The organism is Pseudomonas sp. BLCC-B112 (assembly GCF_028550695.1).
Classification (GTDB): domain Bacteria; phylum Pseudomonadota; class Gammaproteobacteria; order Pseudomonadales; family Pseudomonadaceae; genus Aquipseudomonas; species Aquipseudomonas danubii.
Genome location: NZ_JAQQGK010000007.1, coordinates 199119 through 211101, shown reverse-complemented (window position 1 = coordinate 211101; position 11983 = coordinate 199119). Strand labels below are relative to the sequence as shown.

General features: G+C 61.0%; 12 protein-coding genes. 7 read left to right on the top strand and 5 right to left on the bottom strand.

Going from position 1 to position 11983, the window contains the following annotated elements:
* Window positions 1-93: 93 nt before the first annotated feature.
* From PQT43_RS20185 to PQT43_RS20165, 5 genes are all read left to right on the top strand, one after another.
* The gene (locus PQT43_RS20185) at window positions 94-1251 is read left to right on the top strand and encodes a D-alanyl-D-alanine carboxypeptidase family protein (RefSeq protein ID WP_102882332.1); all 1158 of its coding nucleotides are present in this window, start codon (window positions 94-96) and stop codon (window positions 1249-1251) included.
* Between the two features lie 80 nt (window positions 1252-1331).
* Window positions 1332-1607 (top strand): DUF493 domain-containing protein, encoded by a 276-nt coding sequence (locus PQT43_RS20180; RefSeq protein WP_011063665.1) that lies wholly within the window; start codon window positions 1332-1334, stop codon window positions 1605-1607.
* Entirely contained in the window at window positions 1607-2254 is a 648-nt protein-coding gene (gene lipB / locus PQT43_RS20175; RefSeq protein WP_102865351.1) for a lipoyl(octanoyl) transferase LipB, read from the top strand. The genes PQT43_RS20180 and lipB overlap by 1 nt, the downstream gene beginning before the upstream one ends.
* Window position 2255: 1 nt before the next feature.
* Window positions 2256-3278, top strand: a complete 1023-nt coding sequence (gene lipA / locus PQT43_RS20170) for a lipoyl synthase (RefSeq protein WP_102865352.1) — start codon at window positions 2256-2258, stop codon at window positions 3276-3278.
* Window positions 3279-3440: 162 nt separating this feature from the next.
* Entirely contained in the window at window positions 3441-4388 is a 948-nt protein-coding gene (locus tag PQT43_RS20165; RefSeq protein WP_102882331.1) for a S66 peptidase family protein, read from the top strand.
* A gap of 42 nt (window positions 4389-4430) precedes the next feature.
* Here the strand turns inward: PQT43_RS20165 and PQT43_RS20160 are convergent, their stop codons facing one another.
* The 5 genes from PQT43_RS20160 to leuS form a co-directional block, all read right to left on the bottom strand.
* A complete protein-coding gene (locus tag PQT43_RS20160) occupies window positions 4431-5753 on the bottom strand; it encodes a lytic murein transglycosylase (protein WP_267268965.1) in 1323 nt (440 codons plus the stop codon).
* A 63-nt stretch (window positions 5754-5816) separates the two neighbouring features.
* Window positions 5817-5978, bottom strand: coding sequence for an alternative ribosome rescue factor ArfA (gene arfA / locus PQT43_RS20155; RefSeq protein ID WP_007927093.1), 162 nt, complete (start codon window positions 5976-5978; stop codon window positions 5817-5819).
* 156 nt (window positions 5979-6134) lie between these two features.
* The gene (holA, locus tag PQT43_RS20150) at window positions 6135-7172 is read right to left on the bottom strand and encodes a DNA polymerase III subunit delta (protein WP_115581007.1); all 1038 of its coding nucleotides are present in this window, start codon (window positions 7170-7172) and stop codon (window positions 6135-6137) included.
* Between the two features lie 39 nt (window positions 7173-7211).
* On the bottom strand, window positions 7212-7817 hold the full coding sequence (locus tag PQT43_RS20145; protein ID WP_102865356.1) for an LPS-assembly lipoprotein LptE: 606 nt from the start codon (window positions 7815-7817) through the stop codon (window positions 7212-7214).
* Window positions 7818-7906: 89 nt separating this feature from the next.
* On the bottom strand, window positions 7907-10513 hold the full coding sequence (gene leuS / locus PQT43_RS20140) for a leucine--tRNA ligase (RefSeq protein ID WP_170002114.1): 2607 nt from the start codon (window positions 10511-10513) through the stop codon (window positions 7907-7909).
* Between the two features lie 260 nt (window positions 10514-10773).
* Between leuS and PQT43_RS20135 the strand changes: the two genes are divergently transcribed.
* Both PQT43_RS20135 and PQT43_RS20130 read left to right on the top strand, forming a co-directional pair.
* On the top strand, window positions 10774-11094 hold the full coding sequence (locus PQT43_RS20135) for a hypothetical protein (protein WP_272754483.1): 321 nt from the start codon (window positions 10774-10776) through the stop codon (window positions 11092-11094).
* 123 nt (window positions 11095-11217) lie between these two features.
* The gene (locus PQT43_RS20130; RefSeq protein ID WP_272754482.1) at window positions 11218-11979 is read left to right on the top strand and encodes a YdcF family protein; all 762 of its coding nucleotides are present in this window, start codon (window positions 11218-11220) and stop codon (window positions 11977-11979) included.
* Window positions 11980-11983: the final 4 nt, after the last annotated feature.

Here is an 11983-nt window from a genome sequence, read left to right as displayed (position 1 = left end):
GAGTGAACAACTGAACACGCGACAGCCCTTTAGAAGGCTGTCTGAAATAGTTTTGCCCTCGGGCAAGTTTCCATTAGCAACTTCGAGAGACGGATGAACATCACCACCTTTGCCAAACGCCTGTGCCTGCTTGTCCCGCTGATCATCACGCCCGCCGCCTGGGCGGTCGAAGCGATGCCGTCGCCACCGCAACTGGCCGCCAAATCCTATGTGCTCATGGACGCCAGCAGCGGTAACGTGCTGGTGGAGAACAATGGTGACCAGCGCCTGCCACCAGCCAGTCTGACCAAGCTGATGACCGCCTACATCGCGACCCTGGAAATCCGTCGCGGCCAGATCGGCGAGAACGATCCGGTAACCGTCAGCGAGAACGCCTGGCGTACCGGCGGGTCGCGGATGTTCATCAAGGTGGGTTCGCAAGTCTCCGTCAGCGACTTGCTGCACGGCATCATCATTCAGTCGGGCAACGACGCCAGCGTTGCGGTTTCCGAGCACATTGCCGGCAGCGAAGACGCTTTTGCCGACATGATGAACAAGACGGCTGCCGATCTGGGCATGAGCAACAGCCACTTCATGAACCCGACCGGCCTGCCGAACCCTGAGCACTACTCGTCGGCCCACGATATGGCGGTGCTGGCTCGCGCGATCATCCATGAAGATCCTGCCCACTATGCGATCTACTCGCAGAAGGAGTTCTTCTGGAACGGCATCAAGCAACCTAACCGTAACCTGCTGCTGTGGCGCGACAAGACCGTCGATGGTCTGAAAACCGGCCACACCGATGAAGCCGGCTACTGCATGGTGTCTTCGGCAGTACGTGATGGCATGCGTCTGATCGCCGTAGTGTTCGGCACCAACAGCGAGCAGGCCCGCGCCGCCGAAACCCAGAAGCTGCTGACCTACGGTTTCCGCTTCTTCGAAACCCAGACCTTCTACCAGAAAGGCACCGAGCTGGCTCAGGCGCCGGTGTGGAAGGGCACCACTCATCAGGTCAAGGCCGGTCTGGCTGAAGATCTGACCATGACCATGCCTAAAGGCCAGTTGAAAAAGCTCGCCGCCAGCATGACCATGAACCCGCAACTGGTTGCGCCGATCGCCAAGGGCGACGTGATTGGTAAAGTCGAAGTGAAACTGGACGACAAGGTGGTGCACAGCGCTGACCTGATCGCCCTGGAAGCGGTCGACGAAGGTGGTATCTTCCGCCGCATGTGGGATAGCATCCGTCTATTCTTCTACGGCTTGTTCAACTGATATTGTCGACCTGCATGGCCCTCGCTCCGAAGTGGAGCGGGGGCCATGTCCGTCGTCCGGCTTACGAGGCCGTTACTGCCATGACAGACACTGACGTTAAGTCGCACAAGATTGAATTCCCCGTCGATGACTACCCGATCAAGGTGATCGGTGACACGGTTGTCGGCTTCAAGGACACCGTGATCGAGATCCTCGCCAAGTACGCCAAGCTGGACATCAAGTCCCTGGCCGAGCGTCAGAGCAGCAACGGCAAGTACACCACGGTACAACTGCACATCACCGCCACCGGTGAAGACCAACTGCGTGATATCAATAGTGCCCTGCGTGCTACCGGTGTCGTCCACATGGTGCTGTGATGCCACAGACGCTGGGCTTTCGTGAGCTTGGCCTGATGGCTTACGAGCCGGTCTGGCAGGCCATGCAGCGCTTTACCAATGAACGTGGCACCAGCGCCCCAGACGAAATCTGGCTGGTGCAGCACCCGCCGGTGTTTACCCAGGGCCAGGCGGGCAAGGCCGAGCATCTGTTGCTGCCGGGAGATATACCGGTGGTGCAGGCCGATCGCGGCGGACAGGTGACTTATCACGGTCCCGGCCAGTTGGTGGCCTACTTGCTGCTGGATGTGCGCAGGCTGGGGTTCGGCGTGCGTGACCTGGTCAGTCGCATGGAGCAATGCCTGGTGGAGTTGTTGGCCAGCTACGGCGTGCCGGCGGCGGCCAAGCCCGATGCACCGGGTGTCTACGTCGAAGGGGCGAAAATCGCCTCCCTGGGCCTGCGTATCCGCCATGGATGTTCCTTTCATGGCCTGGCCTTGAACGTGGACATGGATTTGCAGCCGTTTCGACGGATTAACCCCTGTGGTTATGCCGGGTTGGCGATGACCCAACTGAGCGACCATGCAGGGCCGATTGAATTTGCCGAGGTAAGTGCCCGGCTGCGTGCGCAGCTCGTCAAACACCTCGACTATGCTGAGCAGACGACCCTAACGGGCGGAATCGACTGATATGACTACTGCGCAAGACGCTGTTCAAACCCTGATCCCGACGGTGGATGTCTCCGAGCGGGCGCCACGTCCGAAAGTTGAAGCCGGCGTCAAATTGCGCGGTGCGGAAAAGGTTGCGCGCATTCCGGTGAAGATCATTCCGACCACCGAGCTGCCGAAGAAACCGGACTGGATCCGGGTACGTATTCCGGTATCCCCGGAAGTCGACCGGATCAAGCAACTGCTGCGCAAGCACAAGTTGCACAGCGTCTGCGAAGAAGCATCCTGCCCGAACCTGGGCGAATGCTTCTCCGGCGGTACCGCAACCTTCATGATCATGGGCGACATCTGCACCCGTCGCTGCCCATTCTGTGACGTTGGCCACGGTCGTCCAAAACCTCTGGATGTCGACGAGCCGATGAACCTGGCAGTGGCCATCGCCGACCTGCGCCTGAAGTATGTGGTGATCACTTCGGTGGACCGCGACGACCTGCGTGACGGCGGTGCCCAGCACTTTGCCGATTGCATTCGCGAGATCCGCAAGCTGTCGCCGAACGTACAGTTGGAAACCCTGGTGCCCGACTACCGCGGTCGCATGGATGTAGCCCTGGAAATCACCGCTGCCACGCCACCGGATGTGTTCAACCACAACCTGGAAACCGTGCCGCGCCTGTACAAGGCTGCGCGTCCGGGCTCGGATTACCAGTGGTCGCTGACCTTGCTGCAGAAGTTCAAGCAACTGGTGCCCCATGTACCGACCAAGTCCGGCTTGATGCTGGGCCTGGGCGAAACCGACGACGAAGTCATCGAAGTCATGAAGCGCATGCGTGAGCACGACATCGATATGCTGACCCTTGGCCAGTACCTGCAGCCGTCCCGCAACCACTTGCCGGTTCAGCGTTTCGTGCATCCGGATACCTTCGCCTGGTTCGCCGAGGAAGGTTACAAGATGGGCTTCAAGAATGTCGCTTCGGGCCCGCTGGTACGTTCCTCGTATCACGCCGACGAACAAGCGAAACTGGCCAGAGAAGGCCTGGTTTCCTGATTTGCCTGCCCGCAAGGCTTGGGTCTTGCGGGCAGTTTCCCGGCTCTTTCGAGCACCTCTGCAGTCTCGGTTGTTTTTCGCCCCTCCGGTCGCGTCCTCCTCTTCTGTTTAACGAGATTCATGGCTACTGTGCTTGAGTGAATTCACACAGGGAGAATCTGCATGCCCATCCAACCGACTGCTGCCCTTCATGCTCACCTGCCGGTGCCGGCACTGGCTGCGGAAGGCGTCATCGGCCTTATTGCCCCCGCCGGTCCCGCAGTGCTGGATACCGAAAAAGCTTTTCAATGGATGCGTTCCCGTGGCTATACGCTGCGGATCTTTCCCGGCGTCGGGCAGCAGGAGGGATATCTGGCTGGCAGCGACGAGGTGCGCCTCGATGACTTGCACAGCGCCTTTGCCGATAGCCAAGTCGACGCCATTGTGTGCCTGCGCGGGGGCTATGGCAGCCCGCGTTTGCTGGACAAGATCGACTTTGAGTTGCTGCGGCGCAACCCCAAGCCCTTTGTCGGCTACAGCGATATCACCGCCCTGCACCTGGCGATCAACCGCTATGCCGGGTTTGTGAGTTTTCACGGACCCATGCTCAATGCCGACCTGCTGGGTGACAAGCAACCGCCAACCGAGGCGTCCTTTTTCAACCTGCTCCGGGGCCAGGTAAAGGCGGGTAGTCTGCTGTCTCATCCCGTGGCTTTCCCATTGACCACTGTGGAGCCGGGCATTGCGTTGGGTGCGCTGTTGGGGGGGAATCTGTCGATGATTGCCTGCACGCTGGGCACGCCTTACGAAATCAATACCGACGGCGTCATCCTGTTTATCGAGGACGTCAACGAGCCGTTGTACCGTATTGACCGCTTGCTCAATCACCTGCGGCTGGCCGGCAAACTGGACAACCTGCGGGGCGTCTTGGTGGGGGATGTGGCCGGTGTGGACTTCAGCGCATTGTGCCGCCTGCTCAAGCAGACCTTCGAGCCGCTGCGGATTCCAGTGCTGGCAGGATGGCGCAGTGGCCATTGTGACCCGAACCTGACTTTGCCCATGGGCGCTCTGGTCAGGCTGGACGCAGGGGCGAGGGAGTTGACCCTGGCACAGGACGTGGTGTTCAAGTAGGACTGGTCCTGGCGAAGGGGGAACCCTTCGCCAGCTCCGGGCTTAGCGGTTGCGCAGGCTGTCCAGCAACTTGTGAGTAGGGTAGCCGTCTGCGGGCCAACCCAATGCTTGCTGGGCGCTACGAATGGCTTTGCGGGTGTTGGCTCCGATGATGCCGTCGGGGTTGCCGGCGTCATACTGGTTGGCGTTGAGCAGGGTCTGCAATTCGATGCGCTCGGAGCGGCTCAGAGGCAGGTCGTCCTTGGGCCAGTCGCCACTGATCAGGCCGGCGCCGCCGAAGCGTTCGGACAGCAGGTTGACTGCCAGGGCGTAGGACGATGAGTTGTTGTACCTGAGCACCGCTCGGAAGTTATCCAGGATCAGGAACGCCGGCCCCCGATAACCCGCAGGCAGCAGCAAGGAGGCGGACAATTGCTCTGATCCGTAAGGCAGCGCCTTGCCATTGGCGGTTGTCATCCCCAGGCGCATCCACTCGGCCACGGTCTTGCGGGTGGAAGCATCGGCCAGGGCATAGTCGAAGCCGCTGTTGAGCTGGACTTCAACACCCCAGGGCTGGCCCTTTTGCCATCCTGAGCTTTGCAGATAGTGGGCGGTGGAGGCCAGGGCGTCGGCCGGGCTGTTCCAGATATCGCGACGACCATCGCCGTCGAAGTCCACAGCGTGGGTGTTGTAGGTGGTTGGAATGAATTGGGTCTGGCCCATGGCCCCGGCCCAGGAACCCAGCATCTTCTCTGGCTGGATATCGCCGTGTTGAATGATCTGCAAGGCGGCAATCAGCTGGCTGTTGGCAAAGGCCGGGCGCCGTCCTTCATATGCCAGGGTTGCCAGGGAGCGAATCACCGACTTGTTGCCCTGGAAGTCACCGAAATTGCTCTCCATGCCCCAAACGGCCACCAAGGTCTGGCGATCAACGCCATAGCGCTGTTCGATCCGTTGCAGGATGTCGCTGTACTGGACCAGCAGTGCCTTGCCCTTGCGTACCCGTACCGGGGACAGCGCGCCATCCAGGTATTCCCAGACGGGGCGGGTGAATTCCGGTTGGCTGCGATCGGCCTTGATCACGCTCATATCCGGGGTGACCCCGGCGAAGGCGCGGTCGAATACATCGGCGCGAATCCCGGCGCCCAAGGCTTCGGCGCGGAACGCGTTCATCCATTCATCGAAGGTCTGAGTGGGCTGGATGTCCAGATTGTCGACGGCCAGTGGTGCGACGGTGGCAGGTGCGGCAAGGGGGGCTGCCTGGAGGTTGGGTAGCGGCTGGGCGTCGGCGGCAGTGGGTTTCTCCGCGCAGGCGACGAGTAGAACAAGGCTGGAGGCAGCGATCAGTTGGCGCATGTGCCAACGACGAGAAAGACAAAAGGGCATGCACGGGTCCAGAGAGAATAACAATCAGGTGCAGACCTTATCATGCCAACGGGGTTCAGGGCTTTAGGCGGCCAGAAAGTAAGAAGCCTCCCAGCTTTTAGACTGGAAGGCTTCGCGGCGGTAGCTGCCTTTGCCCTTGGCCGGGCGTTCCTGACGGCTGCGGAACAGTGGCTGGGCGATGATGGATTTGGCCTTGTTGGGGCCATGCTTGGATGGCTTGCTCATGGTGAGTGCTCGCTGTTTCAGGATGAGAAGTGTTGCGGTGCGAATCATCGGCCAGAGTGGCGTTGCTGTCTAGGGTCTGTTCCCGTTTGGTGACGAGCCGCGTTGCTGGGCCAAACGAGAACAGACCCTAGTGCAAGCAAAAGATAAGTAGCGCGATTATTCGGCAGGCAGGGCCAGGCGTTGGCCGGCCATCAGCAGCGACAGGCGGCTCAGGCTGCTCCAGGGCGAACCACTGGCTTGGCCCTTGATCTGGGCATCGATGCGCTGGGCATCCAGTAGCAATTGACCCCAACGTTGCGCCGAATAGCGCTGCAAGGCTTTGCTCATCAGGGGTTTGCGCTTGTCCCAGACGGGAGGGCGAGCCTGACTGAACACCTTGTCCAGTGGCACGCCCTGGCTGAATTGCAGTGCCAGGTTGGCCAGCAGTCGCAGTTCCCGGGACAGGGCCCAGAGAATGACCGGCGGTTCGACGCCTTCGCCCCTCAGCCCTTCAAGCATGCGCAAGGCATGGGCGGCCTCGCCGTTGAGAATCGCATCCACCAGCCCAAACACGTCGAAGCGAGCACTATCGGCCACGGCGGCCTGTACCGTTTCGACGGTGATCTGCCCACCTTCGGCCATCAGCTTGAGCTTTTCGATTTCCTGTGCGGCCGCCAGCAGGTTGCCTTCTACCCGGGCGGCGATCAGCTCGACGGCGTCCTGGCTGGCGGACAGGCCGGCCTGTGACAGGCGCTGGCGAATCCACTGTGGAAGCTGGTTGGCGTCCACCGGCCAGATCTGCACGAACTGAGTCTGGGCACCTTCGACCAGGGCCTTGCCCCACTTGGTCTTCTGTGCGCTGCCGTCGAGCTTGGGCAGGCTGATCAACAGCACCGTGTCTTCGGCCGGACGCGAACAGTATTCGATCAGTGCTGCTGCACCCTTGTCCCCAGGCTTGCCCGAAGGCAGGCGCAACTCCAGCAGGCGCTTTTCTGCGAACAGCGACATGCTGGCCCCTGCTTGCAGCAGGGTGCCCCAGTCGAAGCTGGCATCGGCGCTGAAGACCTGGCGCTCGTCGAATCCCTGCTGGCGCACGGCAGAGCGAATGGCGTCGGCGGCTTCCTGGCACAGCAGGGGATCGTCGCCGCTGATCACGTAGACCGGCGCTAGTGTGCCTTGCAGGTGTTTGCCGAGTTGGGCGGGGGCGAGTTTCATAGGCGGGGGCCAGAGGGGCGCCTGAGCGCCCCGCAAGGCTTACTGGTTCGGCAGTTCCAAGGGAGACTGTTGCGGAGTTTCCGCCTCAGCCTTGCGTGCGGCTTCCAGGGCCTCGGCTTCTGCCTTGGCTTTGGCCTCGGCGGTCGCCTGCAACTGAGCAAGCTGTTCCGGGGTCAGCAGTTGCAGACGGATCAGCATGCGCTGGATCAGGTCGCGACGCATTTCCTTGCGGGTTTCCGACGATTCCTGATCCGAACCAGTGATGTTGTTGCCGTCGTGCAGGAAGACTTTCTGCACTTCCAGCTTGTCGTTGAGCAGGTGCAGGTTGTCGTGAGTCAGGATCTCGTACCTGAGGGTTGTGCTGATCTCGTATTCGGCCGAGCTGCCACCGCCGGTGTAGCTGAGCGTGCGCTGGGAGTTTTCCTCATTCAGCAGCACCAGCTTGTAGGGCGCGCCGGCATGGACCCGTACGCCACTGTTTTCCAGTTGCTGCTGGAGCATTTTCACGGTGGTGCCGTAGGCGTCCCGAGCACTCAGGTCGAGCTCCTTGATGGTCAGCTCCTGGGTTCCCGTGCCGCGCAACTGGAAGCCACAGGCGCTCAGCAGAACAGCCAGGCCCATCACCAGCAGGTTACGTTTGATCATGTATTGCTCCCCTTGAAACCATATGGGCCAACCTTGTGGCCCTGAAGGTTTTGTTCGGCACCCGGTACCGGACCGGGCGCCTGATCCAATTAGCTGGCGACGATGTTGACCAGTTTGCCAGGCACCACGATGACCTTGCGGATGGTCAGGCCTTCGGTGAAGCGCAGCACGTTCTCGTTGCTGCGCGCCGCGGCTTCGACTTCTTCACGGCTGGCGCTGGCCGGCATTTCGATCTGGCCGCGCAGCTTGCCGTTGACCTGGATGACCAGTTGCAGGTTGTCCTGAACCAGGGCGCTTTCGTCCAATACCGGCCAGCCTGCGTCGATCACCGGGTCGGCGTGACCCAGGCGATTCCACAGTTCGTGGCTGATGTGCGGGGTGATCGGCGCCAGCAGCAAGGTTACGGTTTCCAGACCTTCCTGAACCAGTGCGCGATCCTGCTCGGTACCTTGCGGGGCTTTTTCCAACACATTCATCAGCGTCATCACCTGGGCGATTGCGGTGTTGAACTTGTGGTTCTGGCCCACGTCGTGGCTGGCCTGCTTGATGGCTTGGTGGATCGAGCGGCGAATGGCTTTCTGCTCGTCGTTCAGGCTGGCGATGTCCAGTGTGCCCGGCAGGCCCTGGGTGACATGTGCTTGAGCCAGGCGCCAGACGCGCTTGAGGAAACGGTGCGAGCCTTCAACGCCGGAGTCCGACCATTCGGCACTCATGTCAGGTGGCGAGGCGAACATCATGAACAGGCGGCAGGTGTCTGCGCCGAACTGGTCAATCATCGACTGTGGGTCGACGCCGTTGTTCTTCGACTTGGCCATCTTCTCGGTGCCGCCGATTTCCACCGGCAGGCCGTCCGCGATCAGCTTGGCGCTGATGACCTTGGCCTTGCTGTCGCGTTCGAGTTCGACGTCCGCCGGGTTGAACCAGGTGTAGGCACCGTTGGCTTCACGACGGTAGTAGGTCTCGGCGATCACCATGCCTTGGGTCAGCAGGTTCTTGAATGGCTCGTTGGAGCTCACCAGGCCTTCGTCACGCATCAGCTTGTGGAAGAAGCGCGCGTAGAGCAGGTGCAGGATGGCGTGTTCGATACCGCCGATGTACTGGTCCACCGGCAGCCAATGGTCGGCTGCCGATTTTTCCACCAGGCCGCCTTCATAGTGCGGCGAGGCGTAGCGGGCGTAGTACCACGACGATTCGACGAAGGTGTCCATGGTGTCGGTTTCACGCTTGGCCGGTGCGCCGCATTTCGGGCAACTGCACTCGTAGAACTCAGGCATGCGTGCCAGGGGCGAACCGGCGCCGTCCGGCACCACATCTTCCGGCAACACGACCGGCAATTGGTCTTCCGGCACCGGCACATCGCCGCAGCTGTCGCAGTGGATGATCGGGATCGGGCAGCCCCAGTAACGCTGGCGGCTGATGCCCCAGTCCCGCAGGCGGAACTGGGTACGCGATTGGCCGAGGTTCTTCTTCAGCAGGGCCACTTCGATGGCATCGAACGCGCCGGGGAAGTCCAGGCCGTTGAATTCGCCGGAGTTGATCAGTTCGCCGTGCTCGCCGTAAGCGTCCTGCCAAGGGGCAGGCGTCTCATCGCCGGCGCTGGTGCGCACCACGGCCTTGATCGGCAGGCCGTACTTGCTGGCGAATTCGAAGTCGCGCTCATCGTGGGCCGGCACTGCCATTACTGCGCCATCGCCATAGTGCATCAGCACGTAGTTGGCGACCCAGACCGGAAGCTTCTCGCCAGTCAGTGGGTGCTCGACGAACAGCGAGGTCGGCAGGCCTTTTTTCTCCTGGGTCGCCATGTCGGCTTCGGCAACGCTGCCGCCTTTGCATTCGGCAATGAACGCCTGCAGCTCGGGGTTGTTCTGTGCGGCCAGGGTGGCCAGCGGGTGTTCGGCCGCGACGGCGACGTAAGTCGCGCCCATCAGGGTGTCGGGACGGGTGGTAAAGACTTTCAGGGTGCCGGTTTCGCCGATCGATGCCTGGTCATAGGGGAACTGCACTTCCATGCCACGGGACTTGCCGATCCAGTTGCGTTGCATGGTCTTGACCTGCTCGGGCCAGCCCGGCAGCTCGTCGAGACTCTCCAGAAGCTCATCCGCGTAGGCGGTGATCTTGAAGTAGTACATCGGGATTTCGCGCTTCTCGATCAGCGCGCCGGAGCGCCAGCCGCGGCCATCGATCACCTGTTCGTTGGCCAGGACGGTCTGGTCGACCGGGTCCCAGTTCACGGTGCCATTCTTACGGTAGATCACGCCTTTTTCGAACAGGCGGGTGAACAGCCACTGTTCCCAGCGGTAGTAGTCCGGCTTGCAGGTGGTGACCTCACGAGACCAGTCCACCGCCAGGCCCAGGCTGCGCAGTTGGGTCTTCATGTAGGCGATGTTTTCGTAGGTCCACTTGGCCGGTGCGACGTTATTCTTCATCGCAGCGTTTTCCGCCGGCATGCCGAAGGCGTCCCAACCCATGGGTTGCAGGACGTTCTTGCCTTGCATGCGCTGGTAGCGGGAAATCACGTCGCCGATGGTGTAGTTGCGCACGTGCCCCATGTGTAGCTTGCCGCTGGGGTAAGGGAACATCGATAGGCAGTAGTAAGTTTCCTTGCCTGGCTGTTCTCTGACTTCAAAGGACTTTTGCTCATCCCAGAACGACTGGGCGGCGGCTTCGATTTCACGGGGCTGATAGTGTTCGTGCATGGCTACTTTTGTACTGAATAGGGGTGGCCTAATCCTCTTCAACGCAACCTCGGGTAGTGATGGCGCCAAATACGGCGTTTTTCAGGGCCCGGTGGAGCTGGAAGTGGAGTTACAGGAAGCGCCGTAGCATACATGACCGCACTCTGCCGAGGGAAACCCTGATTGCTCGCGCGGGCCGTTGGTCGCGGCGGCGCGTCGCTTCCAGCTGTCCGACTAAGCTCAAAAAGGGGAGTGATTCTTATCTTCGATGAGGTGAACGGATGCTTGAGTCGCAGCGAAAAGTAACAGAACCGGAGGTGTATGAAAGGCTGCTGAATCGACTGGCTCTGGCCCTGGATGCGGCAAGAACTGCGGATCGACTGCGCAATGAACGGCCGGTCGAGTTGGAGCTGCGGGGGTTGAGCCCTGCTGAGTTCGAGTTGATCAGGGCCTACCTGGCCCGCAGTCAGCATGAAATGCAGGTCAATGTATCGGGCTGTCCGCAACACCAGGAAAGGCCCCGTTCGGCCAAGGTCATTTGGTTGAAGGATCAGGCGCCCCTCAGGGATTCGGTAAGCGTCCGGTCCCAGCAGTTCAAGTAGGTCCCGAGCCCTTCATTGGGTTGAGAGGTCGTTGCCGAGGACCTCGAAAGCGAAAGTGCCTGGCAGCGGTTGTTGCCGCATGGGTATCCCCTTTAGGCTTCGAGCATCTTTTGGAGATGCTCGATGCCTTTTCGTTATTTCATCAAACAGTTACTGCTGCCGCCCGGCATTCTCTTGCTGTTGCTTCTACTGGCCTGGAGTCTGCGTCGGTCCAGGCCTCGGCTGGCGCGATGGTGCTTTGTCCTGGGGTTGGGCGGCTTCTGGTTGATGAGTCTGCCGGTAATGGTGGAGTGGGGTGCCCGTGGGCTTGAACGGGTGCCGCCCTTGCCACAGAGCCAATGGGCCAGCCTGGCAGAGCAGGCGGACGCGATCGTGGTCCTGGGTTCCGGCCGTGAGCGGGGTGATCCGGCTTGGGGTTCTGATCAGCCCACGGGCGTGGGGTTGGAGCGCGAGCGTTATGCCGCGCGGCTGGCCAAGGCTTCCGGGCTACCCCTATTGACCAGCGGCGGCCTGCATTACGGTACGCCGCCCACCGAAGCTGCGCTGATGGCCGAATCGCTGCTCAATGACTTTGGCGTGAGCGTGCGCTGGCAGGAAGGTCGTAGCCGCACCACCTGGGAAAACGCCCAGTTCAGCGCCGAAGTCTTGCAGCCACTGGGTATCAAGCGCGTGGTGGTCGTGACCCAGGCCTGGCACATGCCACGTTCGGTCTGGAGTTTTGAGCGCGCAGGGTTTGTTGTGGTGCCAGCACCGGTAGGTTTTCTGGGCGTGGACAACGCCCGGCCGTTGGGAGGCTGGATGCCGGAGTTCAAGTCGATCTGGCAGAGCGGCCAGTTGCTGAACGAGGCGGTGGGCCAGTTAGGTTATCGCCTCTTTTATCGCTGATCAC

What these genes read in the sequence shown, in the direction of transcription:
- PQT43_RS20185 (WP_102882332.1), top strand. Translation starts at nt 94, where the DNA reads ATGAACATCACCACCTTTGCCAAACGCCTGTGCCTGCTTGTCCCGCTG.
- PQT43_RS20180 (WP_011063665.1), top strand. Translation starts at nt 1,332, where the DNA reads ATGACAGACACTGACGTTAAGTCGCACAAGATTGAATTCCCCGTCGAT.
- lipB (WP_102865351.1), top strand. Translation starts at nt 1,607, where the DNA reads ATGCCACAGACGCTGGGCTTTCGTGAGCTTGGCCTGATGGCTTACGAG.
- lipA (WP_102865352.1), top strand. Translation starts at nt 2,256, where the DNA reads ATGACTACTGCGCAAGACGCTGTTCAAACCCTGATCCCGACGGTGGAT.
- PQT43_RS20165 (WP_102882331.1), top strand. Translation starts at nt 3,441, where the DNA reads ATGCCCATCCAACCGACTGCTGCCCTTCATGCTCACCTGCCGGTGCCG.
- PQT43_RS20160 (WP_267268965.1), bottom strand. Translation starts at nt 5,753, where the DNA reads ATGCCCTTTTGTCTTTCTCGTCGTTGGCACATGCGCCAACTGATCGCT.
- arfA (WP_007927093.1), bottom strand. Translation starts at nt 5,978, where the DNA reads ATGAGCAAGCCATCCAAGCATGGCCCCAACAAGGCCAAATCCATCATC.
- holA (WP_115581007.1), bottom strand. Translation starts at nt 7,172, where the DNA reads ATGAAACTCGCCCCCGCCCAACTCGGCAAACACCTGCAAGGCACACTA.
- PQT43_RS20145 (WP_102865356.1), bottom strand. Translation starts at nt 7,817, where the DNA reads ATGATCAAACGTAACCTGCTGGTGATGGGCCTGGCTGTTCTGCTGAGC.
- leuS (WP_170002114.1), bottom strand. Translation starts at nt 10,513, where the DNA reads ATGCACGAACACTATCAGCCCCGTGAAATCGAAGCCGCCGCCCAGTCG.
- PQT43_RS20135 (WP_272754483.1), top strand. Translation starts at nt 10,774, where the DNA reads ATGCTTGAGTCGCAGCGAAAAGTAACAGAACCGGAGGTGTATGAAAGG.
- PQT43_RS20130 (WP_272754482.1), top strand. Translation starts at nt 11,218, where the DNA reads ATGCCTTTTCGTTATTTCATCAAACAGTTACTGCTGCCGCCCGGCATT.